General features: G+C 72.1%; 19 protein-coding genes and 1 riboswitch. Of the genes, 4 read left to right on the forward strand and 15 right to left on the reverse strand.

The window, feature by feature from the left end; all coding sequences use genetic code 11:
- Positions 1 to 37 precede the first annotated feature (37 nt).
- Positions 38 to 111, reverse strand: a riboswitch (cobalamin riboswitch).
- 129 nt (positions 112 to 240) lie between these two features.
- From ACZ3I4_RS33325 to ACZ3I4_RS33340, 4 genes are all read left to right on the forward strand, one after another.
- Positions 241 to 1,500: a precorrin-3B synthase gene (locus ACZ3I4_RS33325; RefSeq protein WP_465386034.1), complete on the forward strand. Its 1,260-nt coding sequence runs from the start codon at positions 241 to 243 to the stop codon at positions 1,498 to 1,500.
- Positions 1,500 to 2,117, forward strand: a complete 618-nt coding sequence (locus ACZ3I4_RS33330; RefSeq protein WP_465386035.1) for a precorrin-8X methylmutase — start codon at positions 1,500 to 1,502, stop codon at positions 2,115 to 2,117. The genes ACZ3I4_RS33325 and ACZ3I4_RS33330 overlap by 1 nt, the downstream gene beginning before the upstream one ends.
- A 1-nt stretch (position 2,118) precedes the next feature.
- Positions 2,119 to 3,651: a precorrin-2 C(20)-methyltransferase gene (locus ACZ3I4_RS33335; protein ID WP_465386036.1), complete on the forward strand. Its 1,533-nt coding sequence runs from the start codon at positions 2,119 to 2,121 to the stop codon at positions 3,649 to 3,651.
- Positions 3,652 to 3,800: 149 nt separating this feature from the next.
- Positions 3,801 to 5,387, forward strand: a complete 1,587-nt coding sequence (locus ACZ3I4_RS33340) for a glycoside hydrolase 5 family protein (RefSeq protein WP_465386037.1) — start codon at positions 3,801 to 3,803, stop codon at positions 5,385 to 5,387.
- Here the strand turns inward: ACZ3I4_RS33340 and ACZ3I4_RS33345 are convergent.
- From ACZ3I4_RS33345 to ACZ3I4_RS33415, 15 genes are all read right to left on the reverse strand, one after another.
- Positions 5,321 to 6,565 carry a glycosyltransferase gene (locus ACZ3I4_RS33345; protein ID WP_465386038.1) on the reverse strand — a complete coding sequence of 415 codons (1,245 nt, stop codon included), beginning with the start codon at positions 6,563 to 6,565 and terminating at the stop codon, positions 5,321 to 5,323. The two genes, ACZ3I4_RS33340 and ACZ3I4_RS33345, sit on opposite strands and share 67 nt — an antisense overlap.
- Positions 6,537 to 7,769, reverse strand: coding sequence for a glycosyltransferase family 4 protein (locus ACZ3I4_RS33350; protein ID WP_465386039.1), 1,233 nt, complete (start codon positions 7,767 to 7,769; stop codon positions 6,537 to 6,539). Before ACZ3I4_RS33350 ends, ACZ3I4_RS33345 begins: the two co-directional genes overlap by 29 nt.
- Positions 7,766 to 9,022, reverse strand: coding sequence for a lipopolysaccharide biosynthesis protein (locus ACZ3I4_RS33355; protein ID WP_465386040.1), 1,257 nt, complete (start codon positions 9,020 to 9,022; stop codon positions 7,766 to 7,768). Before ACZ3I4_RS33355 ends, ACZ3I4_RS33350 begins: the two co-directional genes overlap by 4 nt.
- Positions 9,016 to 9,771 carry a hypothetical protein gene (locus tag ACZ3I4_RS33360; protein WP_465386041.1) on the reverse strand — a complete coding sequence of 252 codons (756 nt, stop codon included), beginning with the start codon at positions 9,769 to 9,771 and terminating at the stop codon, positions 9,016 to 9,018. Before ACZ3I4_RS33360 ends, ACZ3I4_RS33355 begins: the two co-directional genes overlap by 7 nt.
- Positions 9,768 to 11,717 (reverse strand): hypothetical protein, encoded by a 1,950-nt coding sequence (locus tag ACZ3I4_RS33365; RefSeq protein ID WP_465386042.1) that lies wholly within the window; start codon positions 11,715 to 11,717, stop codon positions 9,768 to 9,770. Before ACZ3I4_RS33365 ends, ACZ3I4_RS33360 begins: the two co-directional genes overlap by 4 nt.
- On the reverse strand, positions 11,714 to 12,835 hold the full coding sequence (locus ACZ3I4_RS33370; protein WP_465386043.1) for a glycosyltransferase family 4 protein: 1,122 nt from the start codon (positions 12,833 to 12,835) through the stop codon (positions 11,714 to 11,716). The genes ACZ3I4_RS33365 and ACZ3I4_RS33370 overlap by 4 nt, the downstream gene beginning before the upstream one ends.
- Positions 12,832 to 13,644, reverse strand: coding sequence for a glycosyltransferase family 2 protein (locus tag ACZ3I4_RS33375; protein ID WP_465386044.1), 813 nt, complete (start codon positions 13,642 to 13,644; stop codon positions 12,832 to 12,834). Before ACZ3I4_RS33375 ends, ACZ3I4_RS33370 begins: the two co-directional genes overlap by 4 nt.
- A gap of 80 nt (positions 13,645 to 13,724) precedes the next feature.
- Positions 13,725 to 14,504 (reverse strand): L-type lectin-domain containing protein, encoded by a 780-nt coding sequence (locus ACZ3I4_RS33380; RefSeq protein ID WP_465386045.1) that lies wholly within the window; start codon positions 14,502 to 14,504, stop codon positions 13,725 to 13,727.
- An 87-nt stretch (positions 14,505 to 14,591) separates the two neighbouring features.
- Positions 14,592 to 15,710, reverse strand: coding sequence for an aromatic ring-hydroxylating oxygenase subunit alpha (locus ACZ3I4_RS33385; RefSeq protein ID WP_465386046.1), 1,119 nt, complete (start codon positions 15,708 to 15,710; stop codon positions 14,592 to 14,594).
- Positions 15,711 to 15,714: 4 nt separating this feature from the next.
- The gene (solA, locus tag ACZ3I4_RS33390; RefSeq protein ID WP_465386047.1) at positions 15,715 to 16,863 is read right to left on the reverse strand and encodes an N-methyl-L-tryptophan oxidase; all 1,149 of its coding nucleotides are present in this window, start codon (positions 16,861 to 16,863) and stop codon (positions 15,715 to 15,717) included.
- A gap of 19 nt (positions 16,864 to 16,882) precedes the next feature.
- Positions 16,883 to 19,249: a GcvT family protein gene (locus ACZ3I4_RS33395; RefSeq protein WP_465386048.1), complete on the reverse strand. Its 2,367-nt coding sequence runs from the start codon at positions 19,247 to 19,249 to the stop codon at positions 16,883 to 16,885.
- A 1-nt stretch (position 19,250) separates the two neighbouring features.
- On the reverse strand, positions 19,251 to 20,207 hold the full coding sequence (locus ACZ3I4_RS33400; RefSeq protein WP_465386049.1) for an ABC transporter substrate-binding protein: 957 nt from the start codon (positions 20,205 to 20,207) through the stop codon (positions 19,251 to 19,253).
- Positions 20,204 to 22,156 carry an ABC transporter permease gene (locus tag ACZ3I4_RS33405; protein ID WP_465386050.1) on the reverse strand — a complete coding sequence of 651 codons (1,953 nt, stop codon included), beginning with the start codon at positions 22,154 to 22,156 and terminating at the stop codon, positions 20,204 to 20,206. The genes ACZ3I4_RS33400 and ACZ3I4_RS33405 overlap by 4 nt, the downstream gene beginning before the upstream one ends.
- Complete coding sequence (locus ACZ3I4_RS33410; RefSeq protein WP_465386051.1) at positions 22,153 to 23,196, reverse strand: quaternary amine ABC transporter ATP-binding protein; 1,044 nt, start codon at positions 23,194 to 23,196, stop codon at positions 22,153 to 22,155. Before ACZ3I4_RS33410 ends, ACZ3I4_RS33405 begins: the two co-directional genes overlap by 4 nt.
- A gap of 12 nt (positions 23,197 to 23,208) precedes the next feature.
- Positions 23,209 to 24,780 carry a GMC family oxidoreductase gene (locus ACZ3I4_RS33415; RefSeq protein ID WP_465386052.1) on the reverse strand — a complete coding sequence of 524 codons (1,572 nt, stop codon included), beginning with the start codon at positions 24,778 to 24,780 and terminating at the stop codon, positions 23,209 to 23,211.
- Positions 24,781 to 24,811: the final 31 nt, after the last annotated feature.

A 24,811-nucleotide genomic window follows, 5' to 3' on the forward strand; every position in this document is an offset into this window, starting at 1 on the left:
GGGTCCGCGCCCCGGGTAGTAGAGATCACGGCGACCGGAGTTCCTGGCTCCCAGCCCGTTTCCGGCCTGGTGACAGTGGCGGGACCGCGCCGGATTCGCACCGGCTTCCTCCGCGGCGTCGCCGCTCGTGACCTCCCACCCTTCCCGGCCCCGCCACCCGGCGTCAAGGAGGGCGCCGCTGTGTGACGATCCCGACCCGAGGATGCGACCGGTCCGGGGGTCGAACGTAGTATCCGGGCCGTGCCTGCCCGCGAGTCCGCCGTCGATGCCTGCCCCGGCGCCCTGCGTCTGCACCCGGCCGCCGACGGCCCGCTGGCCCGCGTCCGCCTGCCCGGCGGCCTGGTCACCGGCGCCCAGCTGGCGTCCCTGGCCGCCCTCGCCACCGAGTTCGGCGACGGCCACCTGGAACTGACCTCCCGGGCGAACCTGCAGCTCAGAGCGCTGGTCGACGCCGACCCCGAGGTGCTCGCGGCCCGCCTTTCGGCCGCCGGCCTGCTGCCTTCGGAGACCCACGAGACCGTACGCAACATCGTGGCCCCGCCTCTGGCCGACGCCACGACCCGCGCGCTGGTCGCACACCTGGACCGTGCTCTCTGCGCCGACCCGGCCCTGGCCGCTCTCCCCGGCCGTTTCCTCTTCGCCCTGGGCGAAGTCCCCCTTGCCGCCGACCTGGCCGCGATCCCGATCCCCGGCCCGGCTCCGGCCACGACCTTCACCACCGGCCCGGCTCCAGCTCCGGCTCCGGCTACCGACGCATTCATGATCCGGTTCGCCGGCCACGACCTCGGCCTCCGGGTTCCGGCCGATGCCGTGGTCCCCGCCTTGCTGGCCGCCGCGAACGCCTTCCTGACGGAGCGGGCCGAGTCGGGCCCCGGGGCTCCCGCATGGCGATTGCACGAGCTGGCCGACGGCCCGGCCCGCGTCGCTTCACGTACCGCATCTGCCCTGGGCCTCGCCGCCCTCACCGGATCCCCCGCTCCAATCGCCGGTGGAGAGACGGCTGGGACCACGGCGATCGTCGGGGTGGTGCCGCAGTCCGACGGGCTCGTCGCGGTGGGGGCGCTGGTGCCGCTCGGCCGGCTCGGCGGGGCGGCGTTGCGGCTGCTGGCGACCGCGCGGCGGGTGGTGGTCACGCCGTGGCGCGGCGTCGTGGTGCCCGATCTGACCCCCGAGGCGGCCCGCCGGTGGGCCCGGGCGCTGGCCGAGGCCGGGCTTCCGGTCGAGCCGACGTCGCGCTGGGCCGGGGTGACCGCCTGCGCCGGGCGGCCCGGGTGCGCGAAATCCCTGGCCGACGTGCGGGCCGACGCCGATAGCAGCATCGCGTGTTCCGACGGCCTGCCCGTGCACTGGATCGGCTGCCCCCGCGGTTGCGGCAGCCCGTCCGGTCCGCACGTGCGGGTCGAGGCCACCCCGGCCGGTTACGCCGTGACCCGGCAACCGGGCGGGAAGACGTTCACCGGCGACACGGCCCACGCGGTCGCCGCCGCGAGGAGGAGCTGATGGAGTACGAGAGGGACGGCGCCGAGATCTACCGGCGTTCCTTCGCCACGATCCGGGCCGAGGCCGACCTGAGCGGCCTGCCGCCCGAGGTGGCGCGGGTCGCGGTCCGCATGATCCACGCCTGCGGCATGGTCGACCTGGTGCGCGACATCGGGCACAGCCCGCAGGTCGCGGTCGTGGCCCGCGAGGCGTTGCTGGCCGGGGCCCCGGTCCTGTGCGACGCCGAGATGGTCGCCTCGGGCATCACCCGCAAGCGCCTGCCGGCCGCCAACGAGGTCGTCTGCACCCTGCGCGACCCGTCCGTGCCCGCCCTCGCCGAGAGCCTGGGCACCACCCGCAGCGCCGCCGCCCTCGACCTCTGGCTCGACCGGCTGGAGGGCTCGGTCGTGGCGATCGGCAACGCCCCGACGGCCCTGTTCCGCCTGCTCGAGATGATCGCCGCCGGGGCGCCGCGCCCGGCCGCGATCCTCGGCATCCCGGTCGGTTTCATCGGCGCCGCCGAGTCCAAGAACGCGCTGGCCGCCTCCGGCCTCGAGCACCTGATCGTCCGCGGCCGCCGCGGTGGCAGCGCCATCACGGCCGCCGCCGTCAACGCCCTCGCCTCAGAAGCGGAGTGAAGTGACCGCCATCCCAGCCGGCGACTCCCCCACCACCGGACGGCTCTACGGCGTCGGCGTCGGTCCCGGCGACCCCGAGCTGATCACCCGCAAGGCGGCCCGGCTGATCGAGTCGGCCGACGTCGTGGCCTATCACGCGGCCCGGCCCGGGCGCAGCAATGCCCGGGCGATCGCGGCCGGCCTGCTGCGCGAGGGGCAGATCGAGGAGCCGCTGATCTATCCGGTCACGACCGGGGACACCGACCACCCGGGCGGCTATCAGGGCGCGATCGACGAGTTCTACACCGAGGCGGCCGACCGGCTGGCCGCCCACCTCGACGCGGGCCGGGACGTGGTGGTGCTGGCCGAGGGCGACCCGTTCTTCTACGGCTCCTACATGCACATGCACAAGCGGCTGGCCCACCGCTACCCGACCGAGGTCGTCCCCGGCGTCACCTCGGTCAGCGCGGCCTCGGCCGTGCTGGGCCGCCCGTTGATGGAGCGCGACGAGATCCTCACGGTCCTGCCCGGCACCCTGCCCCCGGCCGAGCTGGCCGCACGCCTGGCCGCCACCGATTCGGCCGCCGTGATGAAGCTCGGCCGCACCTTCGAGGGCGTCCGCGAGGCGCTGACCAAGGCCGGCCGGCTCGACGACGCCTGGTATGTCGAGCGCGCCACCACCGACCGCGAACGCCATGCCCGCCTGGCCGACGTCGATCCCGGGTCCGTCCCCTACTTCTCGCTCGCGCTGCTGCCGAGCCCGGCCGCCACCGCGTTCGTGGAGGGCGAGCAAGGACCCGGGCGGCGCGGGAGTGTCACCGTGGTCGGTCTCGGTCCGGGCGATCCGATGTGGCTCACCGCCGAGGCGCGGGGCGCGCTGGCCGAGGCGGACGACCTGATCGGATATCAGCCCTACCTCGACCGCGTGGCAACCGGAAAGCACCAGCGCAAGCACCCCTCCGACAACCGGGTCGAGGCCGAGCGGGCCGCGTTCGCGCTCGATCTGGCCCGGCGCGGCCGCAAGGTGACCGTGGTGTCGTCGGGCGATCCGGGGGTGTTCGCGATGGCGGCGGCCGTGCTCGAGGTCAGCGAGGACCCGCAATGGAAGGACGTCGGAGTACGGGTCGTCCCGGGCCTCACCGCCGCGCAGGCCGTGGCCAGCCGGGCCGGGGCGCCGCTGGGGCACGACTTCTGCGTGGTGTCGCTCTCCGACCGGCTCAAACCCTGGTCGGTGATCGCCCAGCGGCTGGCCGGCGCGGCCGCGGCCGACCTGGTGATGGCGATCTACAACCCGGCGTCGAAGTCGCGCCGCGAGCAGCTCGTCAACGCGAAAACCCTGCTGCTCGAGCACCGCGACGGCAGCACCCCGGTCGTCGTCGGGCGGGACGTCGGCGGGCCGCAGGAGAGCGTCCGCGTCACCACGCTGGCCGAGCTCGACCCGGCCACGGTCGACATGCGCTGCCTGCTGATCATCGGGTCGTCGCAGACCCGGGCGATCACCCGCAGCGACGGCACCGTGTTCGTCTACACCCCCCGCCACTACCCCGCCGGATAGCCCGCCCGTAGCGGATCGGCCGGCATCGCGTGCGATGTCCGGCCGATGCACCCTGTCCGCACCCAGAGGCAACGGCAATGCAATTTGTAAACCCAGTACCCGTAAACGTTCCGACCGATTGAGGGGGCGCTTCCGCAAACAAACACCGAATGAAGGGCCCCGAACCAGCCGTGTTCTCGCCTCGCCGCTGCGCCGCAGTCCTGGCCTCCTCACTTCTCCTAGGCCTCGCGCTTCCACACACCCCCGCCACCGCCGCCTCCAGCAAGGCGTCCAAGTCGACCGCGGCCGCCGCGCAGGCCGCCGCCAAGGCCGCCGCCGCCAAGGCCGCCGCCAAGAAGGCCGTCAAGGCGGCCGAGACCCCGGCCGTGCCCACCCTGGCCTCCCGCCTGGCCGCGGTGAAGACGGCCAAGTCGCTGAACTACTACCCGTCCGGCGCGGGCTGGTCGAAGATGTGGATGAGCTGGGACCCGGCCAAGATCGACGCCGACCTGGCCAAGGCCTCCGCGCTCGGCGCCGACAACGTGCGGATCATCATCTTCCCGACCACGTTCGGCTGGCCCAAGCCGTACGACGGCTATCAGCAGCGTCTCGCCCAGTTCGTGAGCATGGCCGCGGCCCGCGGCATGACCGTCAAGTTCACGCTCTTCGACTGGTGGGACGGCTACGCGGAGATCCAGAACAGCATCAACTGGACCAATACGGTGCTCAAGCCGTACAAGGACGACAAGCGCGTCCTGTCGATCGAGCTGCAGAACGAGTTCAACGCGGGCAACTCCGCGGCGGTCGAGTGGGCCCGCAAGATGGTGCCGGCGATGCGCGCGTCGTTCCCCACCATGCCGCTGACCTTCTCGGTCGACGGCACGGCCGGCGCCCCGGGCATGGCGAAGATCAAGTCGGCGATGGCCTCGACCCCGATCGACTACTACGACTTCCACTTCTACGGCAACTCGGAGCGCGCGCTCGCGATCATCAAGAACGCGCAGGCCACGGTCGCGCCCTACCCGATGGTGATCGGTGAGGCGGGCCTGAACACCCTGCAGAACACCGAGGGCGAGCAGGCCGCGTTCCTGGCCCGGGTCTTCGAGGCGGCCAAGACCGCCGGCGTGCAGTCGGTGGCCCCGTGGACGCTCAACGACTTCGCCCAGGGCGCGATCCCGTCCTCGGCCGTCTCCCGCATCCCGGGCCAGTACAGCTACGGCCTCTACCGTCTCGACGGCTCGGCGAAGCCGGCCGCCGCCGCGGTCAAGGCGGGCTGGACCAGCACGACCATGCCGGCCAGCCTGATGGACCCGAGCTTCGAGGCCGGCAACAACCTGACCCCGTGGCGCGCCTACATGCCCGAGCTGGGCCTGGCCGTCAAGACGCAGAGCATGGCGCGCACCGGCAAGTGGTCGGTCAGCATGACCAACACCGGCAAGACCTCGGCCGGCTCGCCGTCCTACCGGGTCGCCCCGATCGCGCCGGTCCAGTCGGGCCAGAAGTGGCACGGCGAGGTGTGGGCCCGCGGCAACGCGGCCACGGGCACCACCCAGATCGCGCTGAGCTGGTTCGACGCCAACGACAAGTGGCTCGGCGGCGCCTCGTCGACGTGGCTGCCGGTCGGCACCACCGGCTGGACCAAGCTGGTCGTCGACGGGGTCGCCCCGACCGGCTCGGCCAGCATGCAGGTTCACCTCAAGTCGGGTGAGAACACCGGCACGATCTGGTTCGACGACGCGGTGATCTCCAACTCCTGATCCGGCTCGTCCTGAGTGACCGGGACGCCCATCCGGACGAACAGGCGCGTGAAGGCGGCCACCGACTTCTCCCACGAGGAGGGGTCGGTGTGCCGCCTTCCGGCGTTCTCGGTCGCGGTGAGAATCGCGGCGGCCAGCGCCGACGACGAGCCGGCGGCCACGAAAGTGGTCCCGGAGTATTCGGACGCGGCCTCGACCAGGCCACCGACCGCGGTGACGACGACCGGCAGGCCGTGGCTCATCGCGATGTGCAGCGGGCCACTGGCCGAGCTGCGCCGATAGGGCAGCACCACGATGTCGGCGTCCGCGAAGAACCCGTCCACGTCGGAGTCGGCGACGTAGCGGTTGACAAACGTGATGCGGGAGGCCGCCGGCGACTCCTCGATCATCGACGCCGGCCCGGTCCAGCCCTCCCACGTCTCGCCGACCACGGTCAGGGTGTAGTGCGACGGCAGCCGTCCGAAGGCCTCGATCAGATCCTCCAGGCCCTTGTACGGCCGGATCGTGCCGAAGAACAGCAGGCGGACCTGCCCGTCGGCCACGCGCGGGGCCACGGCCGTGGTGCGGTGGTCGAACGGCCCGTGCAGCGCGATCTCGTCCGGCACGCCCTCCAGGTCGTATGTGGTCCGCAGGGCCACCCGGTCGTAGTCGGAGTGGACGATCACGCCGTCGGTCCGGCGCAGCAGCGGCTTGATGAGCTTGCGGCAATAGAACGCGGCCCACCGGTGCCGGGCCTCGCCGGTGTCCTGCACCTCGTGGAACTCGACGACCACCCGGATGCCCAGGAACCGGGCCGCGAGACAGAGCACCAGATACGAGTGCAGCACGGTGCCGGTCCACCACTGCAGCACCAGCACCTCGGGCCGGAACGAGCGCAGCCATCGCACGGCGCGCACCAGGCTCGGCACGCCCCACCAGTCGATGCCGTCGAAGACCTCGACCCCGTCGGAGTACGAGAGCTCACTGAGCCGCTGCCCGACGCGCCCGCGCCCGGGATAGAGCCGGGTGGGCAGCAGTTGCCGCATGAGGATCGCGCCCACCTCGTAACGGGCAGCCAGCGCGTTGGTGAGGCGGCAGGTGTAGTAGCTGATGCCGGACAGGAACCGCCAGCCGGAGCCGACCACCACCACCCGGGTGCGGCCGCGAATGTCAGCGGGTGGCCGAGGCGATGCAGGCACGGTAGACCTCCTCGATCTGCGGGACGACGCGGGCCGCCGTGTAATCGAGCCCGCGCCGGTGACCGGCCGTGCGCAGACGCGCGGTCAGGCCGGGGTCGGTGAGCAGCCGCCGGATCGCGGCCACGAGCGCGCCGGCGTCGCCCACCGGCACCTGCAGGCCGCTCTCGCCGTCGCGGATCATGTCGGCCAGGCCGCCTGCCGCCGTGGCGATCAGCGGGGTGCCGGCCAGCAGGGCCTCCACCGCGACCTGGCCCATCGGCTCGAAGACCGAGGGCACCACGCCGGCCGCCGCGTGGTGCCAGGCGGCCATGACCTCGGGGTGCGGCACGTTGTGGCGCACCACCACCCCCTCCGGGATTTCCGGGGTGTCGGCCCGCGGCGTCCCCAGGCACACCAGCGCGGGCGCGTCCCCCTCGGCCTCCAGCCGGCGGTACGCGTCGAAGAGCACGTCGATGCCCTTGTGCGGCCCGAGCGCACCCACGAACAGCAGGTACGGCCGGTCCGGCAGCCAGGCCGGGCGGGGCGTGTTGCGGGCCAGTTCGTCCAGGCCGTCCGGCACCAGCGAGGTGATCACCCGGACCGGCAGGTCACCGGGGAGCCGGCCGTGGCTGACCCCCTCGGCCACGGCGGGCGAGATCGCGGTCAGCGCGTCGATCCCGCGGTGCCGCTGGGCTCGCAGGGCGGTGGTGAGCAGCGCCGACTTGGGCCGTCCGTACTGCGGGGACGCGCACGGCACACACCGGCCGAGCCGTGGCCCGCCGCAGGTCCGGCCCTCCCGCGCGAAGGTCTTCTTGACGCAGGTGAAGCCGAAGTCGTGGGCCGTGTGCACGTGCGGCCGGCCGGCCCGGCTGTAACGCAGCGGCAGGTAGCTGTACATCATCCAGTCGTGGCTGTGCACCAGGTCGTATTCGCCCTCGCGCAGCACCCGCCGGATCGCCGCGGTGGTCAGCGGGTCGGCCGTGGTCGGGTGGAAGGGCTTACCGGCGTCGGCGTTCATCCCCGGCAGCAGGGTGTTGGCCACACTGCGCACGCGTTTCACCCGTACGCCCCGGATCTGTTCGTCGTGATCGGCGAGCGGTGTGGCCAGCGTCAGCACGGTGACCTCGTGCCCGCGGCGCACCAGCTCCTCGCTGCTGGTGGCGATGCTGCGCTCAAGCCCGCCGATCACGGGGGCGTACAGGTTGGACAGGTGCAGAATTCTCATCCGGCAGGGACCTTCCGTCGGGTCGACAGGGAACGAACGGCAACGGCCAGGGCCCCGATGGTCTGGCCGGTCAGCCAGGCGATGCCCGCGGCCTCGATGCCGGTGCCGGGCAGCCAGAGCCAGGTCAGGGTCAGGCAGACGGTGGCCATCAGCAGGTTGAGCCGCAGGCACCGGCGGAACAGGCCCAGCGAGCGCCAGTGCGCGACGGCCAGGTTGGTGATGGCGTCGGGCAGGGCGGCCAGCACGAGGATCTTCAGCAGCAGCGCGCCCTCGGCGGCGTAGCCGGGGCTGAACAGCCCGAGGATCCGCTCGCCGGCGAAGAACAGCACCAGCGCGGGCAGCCCGGTCACCACGAGCACGACCACCGAGGCCCGGGGCAGGCCGGCCGCGGCCGAGTTGGTGCGCTCGGCGTAGAGCGCCGAGGCGACCGCGGGCGAGACCATGAACAGCACCGACGCGGTCATCCAGGCCACGTAGAAGTGGGCGTTGGCCTCGGGGCCGAGCCGGGCCGTGACCAGCACCGGCAGCAGCGCGGTGGGGCCGGCCTGGGCCAGGTTGATCAGGTGGTGGCCGCTCAGCGCGCCCTGCACGTGCCGCAGTTCGGCGCCGAGGCCGGCCGCGGCGAGGCGGGCGCCGGGGCACAGCCGGCCGAGCATGGCGGCCACGGTGTACGCCGTGACGGCGAGCGACGGCAGCGTCCAGGCCAGCAGCACGACCCCCGCCCCGCCGTACCCGGCCCAGGTCAGCGCGCCCAGCATGACCAGCTTGCCGCCGGCCAGGGCGAGGTTGCGGGTGAACATGCCGTGGCTGGCCCGCTGGGCGACGAACACGTTGTCGAGCAGGGTCGTGGCGGTGAGCGCGACCGACGTGGCGACCAGCGCGGCCACCCCGGACGAGCTGCGCAGGAAGGCGAAGGGGGCGGCGAACGAGGGCAGCACCGCGGCCGCGGCGAAGGCGGCGATCGCGGTGGCGGCACAGCCGGTCAGCAGCCCGGCGCTGACGATCCGGGACCATTCCCGTACGCCCGTGCCCGGCAGCCGCTGGATGAACATGTGCCCGAGACCCAGGTTGGACACCATGCTCACGACGGTCGAGACGGAGATGAGCGCGGTGGCCGTGCCGATCGACGGCTGGGCCAGCTGACGCGCCGCCAGCAGCCAGTACAGGTAGCCCAGCCCGGCTGTGCCGACCGTGCTCGCCATGATCAGCACGCTGTTGCGGGCCAGCGAGTCCCGCGTGACCGTGCTCAGCATCGGGCCGGTCCGCGGCCGTAGAAGACCGTGCTGGTCGAGCCGAGGCTGATCTCGATGCGGTGCAGGCAGCCGTCGGGCGGTGCGGGCACGAAGACCTCGACGGCCCGGGTGGTGCCGGGGTCGACGGCGACCGGGCGGCCCGAGACGAGCCGGGACCCCACCCGTACGCGCAGCGGCTCGGTCGCGGCCGGCCTCCCGGCGCTGCTCACCCGCACCAGGACGCGCACGCCGCGGGCCGGGATGGCGACCGGCTCGTCGATGCCGGCGGCCCACCCGGCCAGGGCCACGCTTGTGTAGCCCGGCTGCGGCGGGTGCGGCATCCGGTCGTACGCCTGCAGCGCGAAGAACCCGGCCACCAGCGTCAGCAGGCCGGGCACGACGACCGCGCCGATCATGCGCGGGCACACGGCCGCCGGGGCGCCGGTCGCCCGCTCCCGCAGCAGCGCCACCGTGCCGAGCAGGGTGACCAGAACGGCGAGGCCGGCGGCGACCGAGCGGGTGCCGATGTGCACGCCCGTGACGTGCAGCGTGAGGGCCACGAAGGGCAGGCTGACCAGCCCGGCCGCGGTGGCCAGGCCGATCCGGTGCAGCGGGGGCATGGCCTCGCCGGTCAGCGCGCGCAGCCACAGCTCGCCGATCGTGACCAGCGCGGCCACCAGGACGGCCGGCAGCACCCAGGGCAGCCCGTGCACCAGGGTCAGCAGGAGCAGGGCGCCGTAGACGGCGAGCGCCAGGCGGACGGTTGTCACCGGCCGCTCCGGGTGGCCGGGCTCAGCGAGCCGAAGTCGAACCGGTAGATCGCGATGTTGCCGCTGTCGTAGACCTTGATCGTCCACGGGGTGCTGTCGAACTTGGTCAGCTGACCGAGCGTGAACGCCGGGCGGCCGTTGTGCGGGACCGGCTCGTTGGTCTCGAAGTAGATCTGAATCTCCGGCACCTCCCGGGCCATCCGCCGGTCGACGACGAGATAGGTGAACCGCCACGAGCTGAGCTGCTCGATCAGCCGGGGCGGGACCGGCCGGCCGGGCTGCGCGAGATAGAGGTCGTAGGTGCGGAACGACTGCGACCCGGTAACCGGCCGCTGCCCGCCGAACGAGCCGAAGATCAGCCCGGAGTAGCGGTCGGCGACCAGGCGCAGGTCGCGGCCGTGGGTGGCGCGCAGCCAGTCGGACGCGGCCGCCACCTCGGGAATCGACGAGCGGGTGTCCGAGCCGAAGACCGGCGGGCCGGGGAAGCGGTAGGACGGGTTCATGCCGGCCGCCGTGTTGCCGACCATCGTCACCGCGCACGCCGCGAGCAGCGTGCCCGCGACGGCGATGCGCGCCGCCCGGCGGGTCGCGTGGCCGAGCAGCGCCACCACCACCGGGGCCACGACCAGCGCGATCCCCAGGTAGCTGAACGCCCACGACCGCCGCGCCCCTTCGGCGCCGGACGGGGTGAGGATCAGCAGGGCGGCCGGGAAGTAGAGCGAGCCGAGCACCAGCATGGTCAGGGCGCCCGTACGGGAGACCGCGTCGCCCTCGCGCCGGTACCGCAGCCGCCACGCGGCCGCGGCCATGGCCAGACCGGCCAGTCCCTGCGCGCCGAACGCGGCGTACCGCTCCCACCAGGGCGCGACCGACTCGCGGAACAGGGTGCGCTTGCCCGAGCCGCTGCTGCCGGCCATCCCGGCGAACTGGTCGAGCGCCTTGGCCAGATAGGGGTCGAGATAGCCGGCGGTGCGCGGCGCGACCACGGTCAGGTAGGCCACCACGAGCACGGCGGCCGCGGCGGTCAGCGCCCAGGCGGTCCAGGTGACCGCGCGCGGGTGGCTGCGGCGCAGGGCGCGGGCGGTGGCCACCGCGCACAGGATCAGCATGACGCCGAGCAGCCCGAGGGCGGTCAGGTGGTGGGTGGCGATGGTGGCCGCCGAGAGCATCAGCGTGACCGCGGACCAGCCGAGGCGTGATCTTCCGGCCGGGCCGCGCATCGCCCGGTGCAGCGCGACAAGCGTCCACACCAGCAGCGGGATCGCCAGCGACTCGTAGCCGAACTGGGTGTCGAAGAACAGGAACGAGCTGTTCAGGCTGTAGAGGACGGCCGACACGGCGCCGGCCCGGGCGTCCTGCCAGATCTCCTCGCCCAGCACGGCCACGCCCAGCACGACCAGCACGTGCGCGGTGATCAGCACGAGCAGGGCGCCGTGCCAGATGGAGACGCCGGTCAGCGCCGAGACCGAAGCGACCGTCGAGTGCAGGCCCGGGAAGTCGCCGACGACCTTGACGATCGGGTTCTGCTCGAACAGCCGGCCGTCGAGCAGGATCTGGTGCGCCTGCCGCCAGTGCGCGAACTCGTCGTGATAGAGCGGGCCGTCCGGCGTACGCAGCAGTTTGGGCAGGTAGGTGAAGCCGGCGTACGCGGTCAGCACGGCCACGCGCAGGCGGGCGCCCGAGGCGCGGCGCACCAGCCAGGCCACCGCGGGCAGCGTGAAGACCAGCAGGCCCAGCCAGAACAGCCCGAACTGGTCGCCGTTGTCCCGCTCGGCGGCGCGGTTGGCCGCCACGAGCAGGGCGGCGCCGGCCGCCCCGGCCACGACGAGGGTGGCCGCGCAGGCCAGGGGCGACCGCCGGGACGCCGTCGCGGGCGCTTCGGGCGTGCTCGCGACGGCGACGGCGACGGCGGGACGGTCGCCGGTGACCGGCTGGGTCAGGGTCATCGGTCGCGGGCTCCGGCCCCGGCGGCCTGCTGGATCACGTGGACCGGCGGCGCCACGCTCGAGTAGATCTCGCGGGTGGCCAGCACGACGTCGCTCCACGTGGGCAGCGTGTTGCGGCCGTGCTCGGCCCGGGCGGTGCCCGCCGCGACCTGCAGCGCGTCGGCCAGCGCCACCTCGTCGTCCGGGTTGACCAGCCAGATCGGGGCGCCGGGGGCGGCCATCGCGGCCAGCTCCCGGTGGGCCGGGATGAACGACGCGACGGTCGGGATGCCGGCGGTCAGCGCGTCGGCCACCGCCATGCCGAACGCCTCGTGGGCCGAGGCCGAGACCACGGCCGACGCCGACGCCATCCGGGCGTGGAAGGCGCCGTCGGGCAGCCGGCCGTGGAAGAGGACCCGGTCCGGGCCCAGGCCGAGGCGGTCGGCCAGCTGCTGCCACTCCTCGGCGGCCGGTCCGGCGCCGACCACGTCGAGCCGGTGGTCGGCCGGCAGCTGGGTCATGGCCCGGATGACCCGGTCGACCCGCTTGTAGCGCTCGAGCCGGCCGACACAGAGGATGCTGCGGCCCGGCTCGGGCCCGGCCACCAGGTCGGGGGCCGGATCGGTGCCGTTGGGCACCACCACCATGCGGGCCCGCGCCTCGGGGAAGTGGCCGATCAGCAGGTCCCGCTCGGCCCGGGTGACGCAGATGATCCGGCTCGATCGGGCCAGGACGCGGCGTCCGAGCGGGCGGTAGATCGGATGCAGGGCCGCACGCAGCCGGCTGTGCCCGGTGCCGTGATAGTGCGGCGTGAAGACCAGCGGCGTGCGGTTGGTCAGCGCGGCCGGCAGCGCGGCCAGCGCGTGATAGCTGTGCGCGTGCAGCACGTCGTAGCGGCCGGCGTGGCCGCGCAGCCACCGCCACAACTCCAGCGAGAACCGGTAATTGGGGGCCGCGACGGTCAGCGGGAAACGCCGGACCAGGACGCCGTCGATCGTCTCGACCGAGCCGACGGCGTGCTGGGTCAGCACCTCGACCTCGTCACCGGTCGCCACCAGGGCCGCACAGAGCCGGCGGACGTGGGTCTCCACGCCGCCGATGTCCGGGTGGTAGGCGCTGGTGACGACGCCGATCCTCACCGCGTCCGCTCCGGCGCGCGCTCGGCCGCCGCACGCCGGCACGGCCACTCCCGGGCGATGGTGCGCAGCACCCGCATGCCGTCGGTGAACGCGTTGAGGTTGCTCTCGCCGTGGATGCGCTGCTGCTCGAAGCTGGGCACCTCGACGATGCGCAGCCGGGCCCGGGCCGCGCGCAGGTTGAGCAGCGTCTCGATCTCGAAACCGTCGCCCCACAGCCGGCCCTCGGCGGCCGTCGTGCTGTCCAGGCCGAACACGTCGAGGTGCCGGGCCCAGAAGGCGTTGTAGCCGTAGCAGAGGTCGCTGTACCTCGTACGGAAAAGGAGGTTGACCATCAGGCTCAGGCCGAGGTTGCCGGCCCGCCGCAGCCGGGTGATGTCGGCGCTGCCGCCCGCCCCCGAGAAGCGGGAGCCCTTGGCGAAGTCGGCGCCGGCCCGCAGCGCCGCGATGAAGCTGGGGATCTCCCGGGGGTCGGTCGACCCGTCGGCGTCGATCATGACGATGATGTCGCCCGTGGCCGCGGCGAACCCGCAGGCCAGCGCGTTGCCCTTGCCACGACGGTTCTGCTGCACGATCCGGATGCCGGGCATCAGGCGGCGGGCGACGTCGACCGTGTCGTCGGTCGAGCCGCCGTCGACCAGGATGACCTCGTCGACCTGAGGCAGGGCGGCCATCACGTGCGGAAGGTTCCGCGCCTCGTTCAGCGCCGGGATGATGATGCTGACCAGAGGCTCGCTCGCGGTCGCGATCACCGGGGGCGGCAGCTCGGTTCCCGCTCCGGCCTGAGGGCGAGCGTAGGGGACCGTAGACATACTTCTCTCCAAGACTCGGTGGGGAAACAAGTGCTGCCGGTGCCGCCGGGCGAACCGGGCGGCACCGGCGTGTTACCTGGTCAGGCTTCCGACCCCTGGACGGTCCAGGAGTAGATGTCCTGCTTCGACAGACCCGTGCCGGTGGAACCGGTGAAGCCGACCCACGCGGCGTCGCCGCCGACGTGCCGGGCCAGGTCGACGTTCTGCTCCAGCGCCAGCCACTCCTGCGAGCCGGCCTTGAGCGACTTGACGTGGACCCGCAGCAGCCGCGCGTCGGCGTCGTAGGTGACCCGGGCGTTGAACGGCCGGCCGTAGAGCTCGATCGGCGCCTCGGCCGTGGTCTCCTGGTAATCCGGGTTGCCCCCGAGCACCACCGCGAGGTGGTTGCGGCTCGGGTCGGACGAGTTCTGGAAGATGTCGAACTCGACGGCCAGGCTCGGCTTGATGCCGCGGTAGCCGATGCCGCCACCCCAGCCGCCGAGCGCCCGCGGGCCCTCGGTCTGCACGACGAACGCGATGCCGTCGGCGCCCGGCCGGAAGTGGTGCAGGTAGACCTTGAAGGTCGACTCGAACGACCGCGTGACGTCGAGCTTGGTGGTCGACCAGGCCGACCCGGACTGCCGGTAGCCGCCCGGCGTGAGCCGCAGGATCTTCTGCCGGGTCTTGTCACCCGACGACAGGATGAGGTCGGCCGCGCCGTTGCGGTCCAGCGACTGCGACGCGCCCTTGAAGGTCGGGTAGTCGATCAGCGGGTCGCCGTCGGCGGCGAGGGCCGGTGCACCCGAGACGGCTATCGAGAGGCCCAGGGCGGCGATGAGCCCGCCGCGGGCCACCAGCCTCGGGGAACGTGAGGAAGACACAGTTCTGCGCTCCATTTCGGATAATTTGCCCCACTAGGACGTCGCCTAAGGTAGGACAGCGCGCAGACCCGCGTGACCGAGTCGATACTATTTGCCCCGGATCGGATGCAGTCGGTCCGTTACCCACCGGTGGAACGCGCCGATGTGGTGCTCACTCGGAACGAGCACACCCCCTTGCGCGTACGCCCGGGAACTCATCGACGGCTGGCAGCGTTCGCAGGCCTCGAAGTCCTGCCGGTTGACCCGGTCGAAGAGCTCGACCGAGCGGCTCAGGTCGGCCCCCGACGCCACCACATCGGGCCGGAACAGCCAGTCGCACTCGACGATCGTGCGCTCGGCGGTCAGCGGGTACATCCGGTGGAAGATCACGTGGTCGGGCACCAGGTTGACAAAGACCTGCGGCTTGATCGTGATCGCGTAGTAGCGGCGGTCCTGCTCGGCGGCGATCGTGCCGATCGTGGTCACGCCGGGGCTGCCGTCGACCGTGAACCCCTCGACGTCACGGCCGAACTCGGCGCCGTGCCCGACGTAGGACTGGGCGGCGTACCCGCCCGCGAACTCGGGCAGCACGTGCACCAGCTCGGGATGGATCGTCGAGCAGTGGTAGCACTCCATGAAGTTCTCGACGATCAGCTTCCAGTTGGCCCGCACGTCGTAGCGGATCCGGCGGCCCACCTCGAGCGTCTCCAGGCCGTAGCGCTCGATCGAGCCGACGTCGCCCAGCCGCTCGGCGCAGGCCCCGATCACGTCGTCCTCGAACGACGGCGGCTCGCCGGCCAGGCACACCCAGACGTAGCCGAGCCACTCGCGCACGTGCACGGCGGTCAATCCGTAGGCCACCCGGTCGACGTCCGGCATCTTGACCAGGTTGGGCGCGGCCACGAGCTTGCCGTCCAGCCCGTACGCCCAGGCGTGGTACATGCATTTGAAGGTGCGCTTGACCGAACCCGACTCCTCGGCGCAGAGCCGGGCGCCCCGATGCCGGCACACGTTGAGGAACGCCCGCGCCTTCCCGTCGGCGGCCCGGGTGATCAGCAGGCTCTCGCGGCCGACCGCCACCGTGCGGAACGCGCCCGGCGTGCCCACGTCGGAGCCGCGCGCGACGCAGAACCACATGCGTTCGAAGATCTGGTCCTGCTCCTGAGCGAAGATCGACGGGTCGGTGTAGTAGTGGCCGGCCAGCGTCGGGACGAGCGATGAGGTCATGCTGTTACTCCACGGGGATCCGGAACCGCCTGGGGTCGAAGAGGCCGATCGGGTGGGCGGTCGACCCGCAGGTCGCGAGGTCGGCCAGGATCTCGCCCACCACCGTCACGAACTTGAATCCGTGACCCGAGAAGCCGCAGGCCACGGTGACCGACTCGTGCGCGGGGTGGCGGGCGATGACGAAGTGCTCGTCGGGGGTGGTGCTGTACATGCAGGGCTCGCCGCGCAGGAACGCGCCGGGCAGATCCGGCAGCCGCCGGCCGCAGTACCCGGCCATCTCGGCGATCTCCCGCTCGTGCACCTCGGTGTCCAGCGTGTCCGGCGTGGTCGGCGTGCCCCGGCGGAAGAACGCGATCTTGGCGCCGTCGCCGGGGCCGTCGATCGCCGGGAAGCCGTAGATCTGACCGCCCTCCGCGTCCTCCCAGACATAGATCGGCTGCCGGTCGGGCCGGAACGGCGCCACCCCGCCGCGCGGCTGGAACCAGAACTGCACCTGCCGCTCGATGCGGAACTCGATGCCCAGGTCGGCCAGCAGCTCGGGGGCCCACGGGCCGGGCGCGAGCACGAGCTGGCCGGCGGTGTAGCTGCCCTGGGCGGTGGTCACCCGCACGCCCTCGCCCTCGGGCTCCCAGCTGGTCATCGGTTCGTGGAAGCGCAGGTCGGCCCCGCGCTGACCGGCCAGCTGCAGGTGCGCGGCGACGGTGGCCTCGGGGCGTACGAAACCGGCCTTGGCCTCGAACAGCGCGATCTCGTCGTCCTGTGGCGCGAGCGTCGGGAAGCGGCGGCGGATCTCGGAGGCGTCCAGGATCTCGTGCACCAGGCCCCACTGCTCGGCGCTGGCCCGGCTGCCCGCGACCGTACGGCTCTCCGGCCGCCCGATCATCAGGCCGCCGGTCAGCGTGATCACGTCCCGGCCCGAGTCGGCCGCGAGCTGGTCGAACAGGTCGTACGCGCGGAGCAGCAGCGGAACGTACTCCGGGCCCTCGAAGTAGGACTGCCGGGTGACCCGGGAGCCGCCGTGGCTGGCCCCCCGGTCGTGCGCCGGGCCGTACCGGTCCAGACCGAGGACCCGTTGGCCGCGGGCCGCGAGGTGGAACGCGGCGGCGCTGCCCATGCCGCCCAGACCGACCACGATGACGTCGTACGCCGACAAGGTGTGCCTCCCGGTGTGTTCAGGCGCGAAGCCGTTCGTGCCTGGGGTCGAACAGCGGCTCGGCGGCGACGGTGGCGCCCAGCCTGCGGTCGAAGTACCCGATCGTCACCTCGGTTCCGGGCACCGCCAGGGCGGCCGGCAGCCAGGCGTACGCGATCGGGGCGCCGACCGTGTGCCCGAAGGCCGCGCTGGTCACGAAGCCGACCGGGTCTCCTCCGGCATACACCGGCTCGCGGCCCATCGGCACGTCCCCGGCGCCGGTCAGCCGCAGGCACGTGAGGAGCCTCTCCGGCGGCGAATCGGGCAGCGCGTCCTTCCCGAGGAAGTCCCCGGCGTCGCGGCGTACGGCGAAACCCAGCCCGGCCTCGTACGGGTTGTCCTCCCCGGTCATGTCGGCGCCCCACAGCCGGTAGCCCTTTTCGAGCCGCAGACTGGTGAAGGCGGCCCGGCCCGCCGCGATCAGCCCGTGGTCGCGCCCGGCCTCCCACAGCGTGTCCCACAGCCGCAGCCCGTGGTCGGCCCGCGCGTAGATCTCCCAGCCCAGCTCGCCCACGTAGGACAGCCGCAGCATGGTGACCGGGACCGTGCCCAGGAACCCCTCGCGGGCCTGGAAGTAACGGAACGCGCCGGGCGACACGTCGATGCCGGTCAGCGGCGCGACCAGGTCACGGGCCCGTGGACCCCAGACGCCGAGCCCGCATGTGCCGCCGGTGACGTCGCGGATCCGCACGCCGGCCGGGGCGTGGTCGCGCAGCCAGTGCAGATCGATCGGGCCGTTGACGCCGACCTGGAAGCGCCGCTCGCCCAGCCGGGCCACGGTGATGTCGCTGCGGATGCCGCCGGCCGGGTCGAGCAGCAGCGTGTAGGTCACCGAGCCCACCGGCTTGTCGACGTTGTTGGTGGTCAGGCCCTGCAGGAAGCCGACCGGGCCGTCGACCTCGAGGCGCATGAGCGAGGTCATGTCGTAGAGGGCGACCCTCTCGCGCGTCGCTCTGGCCTCGGTCCCGGCGATCGGGGACCAGTGCCGGCTCGACCACTCGTCGCGCGGCGGCTCCTCCTCGGGCGCGGCGTTGGCGGCGTACCAGAGGGGTCTCTCCCAGCCCGCCGCCTCGCCGAACACCGCGCCCAGCTCGGTCTGCCGGGCGTGAAAGGCGCTCACCCGGACGTTCCGCACCGACGGCGGGTCGAGCGGATGGACGATGTCGTAGACCTCGACGAAGCTGCGGATGGCCCGCTCCCGCGTGTAGGCCGGGGCGAGCTGAGCCCGGTCGAAGCGGTTCAGGTCGCATTCGTGCAGGTCGACGCCGGGACGGCCGCTGACCAGCCACTCGGCCAGCGCACGGGCGGCCCCGGCCGAGTGGGTCACCCAGATCGCCTCGGCCGTCCAGAAGCCGGGCAGCTCGCGCGACTCGCCCAGCAGCGGGAAACCGTCGGCGGTGAACGAGAACACGCCGTTGAAGCCGTCCGTCCGCCCGGCGTTCCTGATCACCGGCATGAGCTCGCCGGCCGCGTCCCACGACTCGGCGAAGGTGTCCGGGGTGAACGGCAGCATCGACGGGTGCGGGCCGCCGGCCAGTTCGTCCAGGCTCACCGGCATCGGCTCGTGCCGATAAGAGCCGATCCCCAGGCCTTCCCCGTACGCCCGGAAGTAGAGATCTTCGTCCTGGTGCCGGACGATCGGCATGGCGTCGCGGGCGCCGACGGCCGTGGTGCGGACGAACTGGTGGGCCATCGGAAGCAGCGGGATCACGGTGCCGGCCATCTCGCCGATCCTGGGCCCCCAGAAGCCGGCGCAGCTGACGACGATGTCGGCCTCGAAGGTGTCCTCCGGCGTGCGCACACCGGCCGCTCGTCCCTGCCGCTCGATCACCTCGACCACCCGGGCCCGCCCGACGAACCTGGCGCCCCGGCGTTGCGCCCTCTCCGCCTGCACCTCGCAGGCCCTGACCGTCAGGGCCAGCCCGTCGACCGGCACGTGCAGCCCGCCCAGGATCCGGTCCTTGTCGAGCAGCGGCACCATCTCGGCGCAGGCGACCGGGTCGATCACCCGCGAGCCGATCCCCCACGACTGGCCGAAGCCGAAGCGCCGGTGCAGCTCGGCCAGCCGTTCCGGGGTGGTCGCCACCTCGAGGCTGCCGACCTGCTGGAAACAGCCCAGCCCGGCCAGCTTCTCGACGGTGTACCGGGCCAGCCGGGACATGGTCCGCGACGGGTTCGTCTGGAAGACCAGCCCCGGCGCGTGCGAGCTGGACCCGCCCGTCACGAAGAGCGGGCCCTGCTCGAGCACGGTCACGTCGGTCCAGCCGCGCACGGTGAGCTCATCGGCGAGGGCGCAGCCGACCACGCCCGCCCCGATGATCACCACCTTGGGGATGCCCATGCCCATGTCAGCTGCCGGCCGGGATCCACGGCTTCCAGGCCGCCTCGTGCTCGTTCACCCACTTCTCCGCCGCCTGGTCGGCCGACATGCCCTGGTTGGTCAGGTAGTCCGAGACGAGGTTCTGGTCGTCGTTGGTCCACGAGAAGTTCTTGATGAACTGGTACGCGGTGCTGTTGGCGTCGGCGAACTTCTTGCTCGCGATCTTGTCGAGCTTGTAGTCGGGGTAGTCGCAGGCGACCTTCTTCGGGTCGGCGTCGCAGCCCTCGGTGTAGGCGGGCAGCTTCACCCGCACGTACTTCTCCTTCGCGAACAACCACTGCGGCTCGTAGAAGTAGAAGAGCAGCGGCTTGCGCTGGGCCGTGGCCTGCTGGGCGGCCTTGATGATGGCCGCCTCGCTGCCCGAATAGACGACGGTGTAGTTCAGCTTCAGGTTCGTGACCAGGGCCTCGTCGTTGGTGACGAACGACGGGTCACCGGCCAGGAACTGCCCCTTGCCCTTGGACTCCGAGGTCTTGAACAGACCGGCGTACTTGTCGAGGTTCTTGTAGTCGGTGATGTCCGGGTACTGCTGGGTCATCCACTCCGGCACGTACCAGCCGATGATGCCCTCGTTGCCGGTCGGCCCGACCTCGACCGCGACCTTCTTGTCCTCGATGTAGGTCTTCTTGAGATCCGGGTGCCCCCAGTTCTCGACGATCGCGTCCACCTCGCCGGTCTCGAAGCCCTGCCAGGCGATCTCCTCCTTGAGCTCCTTCTTGTCGACGGTGTAGCCCATCTTCTTCTCCAGCAGATAGGCGATGACCGCGGCGTTCGCCTCGTAGCCGACCCACGGGTTGATCGCCAGGTTGACCGTGCCCTTGGCCCCGGCGCTCGGCTTGTCCTCCCCGGCGCCCGAGGTGGCGCCGCCGCACGCGGTCAGGCTGACTATCAGGACGGCCGCGGCGGCCGCGCGAATGCTTCTCATCTTCGAGATCCCTTCGAGGTGTGACCCTGGGTCAGGCGATCGAGCAGGACGCCGAGCAGGACGATGGCGAGACCGGCGGCCAGACCCCGGCCGAAGAGCTCGCGCTGCGAGAAGCCGGCGACGACGTCGTATCCGAGGGCGCCCGCGCCGACCAGGCCGCCGACCACCACCATGGCCAGGACCATGACGATCCCCTGGTTGGCCGCGAGCAGCAGGCCGCCGCGGGCCATCGGCAGCTGCACCTTCCAGAGCAACTGCCGGGGCGTCGAACCGGCCGAGGCCGCGGCCTCGACGACGGTCGCGGGCACATCGCGGACGCCTCGCTCGACCAGCCGGGCGACTGGAGGGACGGCGAAGATGACCGCGGCCACGATCGCGGTGAAACGGCTGGCGCCGAAGAGCGCGACCGCGGGCAGCAGATAGACGAACGACGGCATGGTCTGGGCGGCGTCGAGCACCGGGCGTACGGCGGTGGCCAGCCGATCGTGACGGGCGCAGAACACGCCGACGGCCACACCGATCGCCATCGTGAGGACGATCGCGACCAGCACCGTGGCCAGCGTCTGCATCGAGTGCTGCCACAGGCCCAGCCCGGCGATCCCGGCCGCGGCCAGGGCGGCGATCCCGGCGGCGCGCCAGCCGCTGATCAGGGTGCCGAAGGCGGCCACGACCAGGACGAACAGCCACCACGGAGTGGTCACCAGCAGGGTCTCCAGGGGGTCGAGGAGGCCGGCGCTGATCCCGTTCTTGAGCCCCTCGGTGACGTCGTACCAGTGCAGCTCGATCCAGCCGACGAGGTCGTTGACCGGGCCCGCGAAGGAGTAGCCGGGCAGGACGTCCGACGCCGGACCGAAGCGGCCCAGGACGACCACGCCGAGGAGCGCGGCCCCGGCGGTCAGCCACATCACCCGGCGCTGCCGCTTAGTGCGGTGGACCCCGGCCCGGCGGGCGGCGTTGGTGGCGATCCGGTCGAGCACGACGGCGAGGATCACGATGGCCAGCCCGGCGTCGAAGGCCGCCCCCACGTTGACCCGCTCCAGGGCGTTCACGATGTTCTGCCCCAGGCCGGGCGCGTCGATCAGCGCGGTGATCACCACCATGGACAGCGCCAGCATGATCGTCTGGTTGACCGCGAGCACGATCGTGGTCCGGGCCATCGGCAGCCGCACCTTGCTCAGCAACTGCCAACGGGTCGAGCCGAGCGCCGTCGCGGCCTCGACCGCCGTGGGCGAGACCTCGCCGATGCCGAGCGCCGTGATCCGGATCGTGGCCGGCACCGCGTAGATCATCGTGGCGATCACCGCGGCCGGCTCGCCGATCAGGAACAGCAGCGTCATCGGCGCCAGATAGGCGAACGTCGGCATGATCTGCATGACGTCGAGCGCCGGACGCAGCGTCGCGCCGACCCAGCGCACCCGGGCCGCGAGCACCCCGAGCGGGACCCCGATCAGGACGCTCAGGAACACGGCCGACAGGGTCAGGACCAGCGTGTCGACGCTTTCTTCCCACAAGCCGAGCACGCCGAACGCGAGAAAACCGCCGAGCGCGAGCAGGCCCGTACGCCATCCCGCCAGCACCAGCCCGATCGCGCTGACCGCGGCGACCAGGCCCGCGAACCCGAGCCCGGTGAGGGCCGCCTGCACCGCGTCGACCAGCAGCCGTACGCCCAGACGCACGTAGTTGAAGCCGTAGAGGAAGACCGGACTGGTGTCCCGGTTGGCGTCCACCCAGTCGCGGACGCTGTCGAAGAACCTGAACGCCGCGGCATCGCTGCTGTCGGCCGCCCCGTCGGTGCGGAAGAGCAGATAGGCCACCACCGTCACAACGGCCAGGAGCGCGGCCACCGTACGGGTCCGGAGCCGCCCCAGCCGCCGGGGCGCGGCCGGGTAGCCGATCACCGGCTCCACGACCCGCCCCTGGACGGCCGGCGGCGGCACGGTCGTCGTCATCGGGAACCCGCCGGCACCTGACGGTGATGGCTCACCAGCGCGGGCAGCAGCCGGTCCCGGTCGACCACACCCAGGCGCTTCGCGCCGTCGACGACCGCGATCGGGCGCTCGGCCCGCAACACCCGCTGGATCGCGTCCCGGATGACCGTACGGTGGCTCAGCGGCTCGTCCTCGCACAGCTCGCCGGGCGACGGATCCCGCATGATCCAGCGGAGCGTCAGCACGTCCGAACGCGGCACATCGCGGACGAAATCCGCCACATAGGAGTCGGCCGGGGCGCCGACCAGCTCCTCGGGCGTGCCCACCTGCACCAGCTCGCCGTCGCGCAGCACCGCGATGCGGTCGCCCAGGGTCAGCGCCTCGGCCAGGTCGTGCGTGATGAAAACCAGCGTCTTGCCCACCTCGGCGTGCAACCGGCGCACCTCGGTCTGCATGTCTCGCCGGATCAGCGGGTCGAGCGCGCTGAACGGCTCGTCGAACAGCAGCACCTCCGGGTCTGCGGCCAGCGCCCGGGCCAGGCCGACGCGCTGCTGCATGCCGCCCGACAGCTGATCCGGGTACTGCTGCTCGTGCCCCTCCAGCCCGACCAGGGCCAGCACCTCGTCCGCCTTGCGGTGCCGCTCGGCCCGCGAGACCCCCTGGATCTCCAGCCCGTACGCCACGTTGTCGAGCACCGGCCGATGCGGCAGCAGCCCGAAGTGCTGGAACACCATGGCCACCTGCCGCCGCCGCAGGTCGCGCAGCCGCTTCGGGCTCATCGCGCGCACCGCCTCGCCGCCGATGCTGATCTCACCGCTGGTCGGTTCGATCAACCGGGTCAGGCACCGCACCAGCGTCGACTTGCCGCTGCCGGACAACCCCATCACGACGAAGACCTCGCCCGGCTGCACCTCGAAGCCGACATTGCGGACGGCGACGAGACACCCAGTGCGGGCACGCAGCTCGGCCCGGGACAGCTCGGCCAGTCCGGTGCCGACAACCCGATCGGCCCGGGGACCGAACACCTTCCACAGATCCGTTACCGCGATCATCGGTGCCATCCCCGGTTCCCCCTACGCTCGGTTCAGCTCGGCGCTGATCAGGTCGGCCGCCCGTTCGCCGATCATCAGGACGGTCACCATCGGGTTCACCGAGGGCATCAGCGGAAAGACCGAGGCGTCGGCGATGCGTACGCGGGGAACGCCTTTCAACCGCAGCTGCGGATCGACCACCGCCAGCTCGTCCGCGGGCGACCCCATCCGGCACGTGCCCGCGGGGTGATAGACCGTGTGATGAGCGGCCCGCCCGTACGCGCCCAGCTCCGCATCGGACCGCAGCCCCGGCCCCGGCGCGATCTCCCGCGCGATCCACCGGGCGAACGGCTCGGTCGCGGCCACCTCCCGGGCCAGCCGCAGCCCGTCGACGATCGTCCGCTCGTCATAGCCACCCGGATCGGTGAAATACCGGAAATCGAGCAGCGGCTTGGTCCCCGGATCGGCATCGGCCAGCGCGAGCCGCCCCACACTGCGCGGCCGAGGCACGTTGGGCGTCATCCCGAAGCCATGCCGCGGAACGTCGTAGCCGAGCCGCTCGGTATTGAACGTGAACGGAATCTGATACAGGTGAAACATCAGATCGGGCCGCTCGGCGCCGGCCTCGCGCCGCACGAACAGCCCCGCGTCGGAATCCATGGCCGACATCGGCGGGATGGCCTGGGAGGCCTCCCACAGAATCAGCGACTCCGGGTGATCGAGCAGGTTCTCCCCGACCCCCGGCACGTCCTGCTGAACCTTGATGCCGAGCTTCTCGAGCTCCTTGGCCGGCCCGATCCCCGACAGCAGCAGAAGCCGCGGCGTATCCACGGCCCCCGCACACAACACGTACTCGTGCCGGGCCCGCACAAGAACGGTCCGCTCACTCCCGCCGCCGTCCCAGCCCCCGCCACTCGCCCGCCCCGCGCCGCCGCCGGCCCTTCGTCCCCCACCCTCCGCCTGCCCGATTTTTACGTATATACCGTTATCCGGGTCGATATGATAGGCCCAATGGTTGGTGAGGACGGTCAGGTTGGGGCGGTCCAGATTCGGGTGCAGGTAGGCAACCGACGCCGACGACCGCACACCCGTCTCGGGGTAGTAGCCGACCGGGAAGAAGCCGGCGCCGTCGGCGAACGGGGCCGCGTTGAAGTCCTCGTGCACCGGCACACCCAGCGCCGCATGGCAGGCGGCCACGAAGTCCTCGGCCAGCGGATTCCGATCCTTCGGCGCCACCGGCACAATATTGATCGCGAGTCGTTTCCAGAGCGGCAACATTTCCTCGTACGACCATCCGGCCGCACCCGCCCGCACCCAGTCCGCGAAATCCTCGGGCGGCGGCAGAAAACTGATCATGGTGTTGTGCGACGAACAGCCGCCCAGAACCCGCGCCCGCGCATGCCGCAGAAATGAGTTCCCCCGGGCCTGCGGGACGATCGGATAGTCGTAGTCATAATCCGACTCGAGCAGGTTGATCCAGTTGCGCAGCTGAAGTATCCGCTGGTCACCGACGTCGGACGGGCCGCCCTCGATCAGGCAGACCTGGACGTCGGGGTCGGCCGAGAGCCGCGACGCGACAACCGACCCGGCGGTGCCGCCACCCACGACGACCACGTCGAACTCTCTGGTTTCCAGGGTGAGTCAC

The sequence above is a fragment of the Actinoplanes sp. NPDC021490 genome, assembly GCF_055562135.1.

Coding starts and splice junctions, on each gene's coding strand:
- ACZ3I4_RS33340 (WP_465386037.1), top strand. CDS start 3,801: ATGAAGGGCCCCGAACCAGCCGTGTTCTCGCCTCGCCGCTGCGCCGCA.
- ACZ3I4_RS33405 (WP_465386050.1), bottom strand. CDS start 22,156: ATGACGACGACCGTGCCGCCGCCGGCCGTCCAGGGGCGGGTCGTGGAG.
- ACZ3I4_RS33365 (WP_465386042.1), bottom strand. CDS start 11,717: ATGACCCTGACCCAGCCGGTCACCGGCGACCGTCCCGCCGTCGCCGTC.
- ACZ3I4_RS33355 (WP_465386040.1), bottom strand. CDS start 9,022: ATGCTGAGCACGGTCACGCGGGACTCGCTGGCCCGCAACAGCGTGCTG.
- ACZ3I4_RS33385 (WP_465386046.1), bottom strand. CDS start 15,710: ATGACCTCATCGCTCGTCCCGACGCTGGCCGGCCACTACTACACCGAC.
- ACZ3I4_RS33410 (WP_465386051.1), bottom strand. CDS start 23,196: ATGGCACCGATGATCGCGGTAACGGATCTGTGGAAGGTGTTCGGTCCC.
- ACZ3I4_RS33350 (WP_465386039.1), bottom strand. CDS start 7,769: ATGAGAATTCTGCACCTGTCCAACCTGTACGCCCCCGTGATCGGCGGG.
- ACZ3I4_RS33330 (WP_465386035.1), top strand. CDS start 1,500: ATGGAGTACGAGAGGGACGGCGCCGAGATCTACCGGCGTTCCTTCGCC.
- ACZ3I4_RS33400 (WP_465386049.1), bottom strand. CDS start 20,207: ATGAGAAGCATTCGCGCGGCCGCCGCGGCCGTCCTGATAGTCAGCCTG.
- ACZ3I4_RS33395 (WP_465386048.1), bottom strand. CDS start 19,249: ATGGGCATGGGCATCCCCAAGGTGGTGATCATCGGGGCGGGCGTGGTC.
- ACZ3I4_RS33375 (WP_465386044.1), bottom strand. CDS start 13,644: ATGTCTACGGTCCCCTACGCTCGCCCTCAGGCCGGAGCGGGAACCGAG.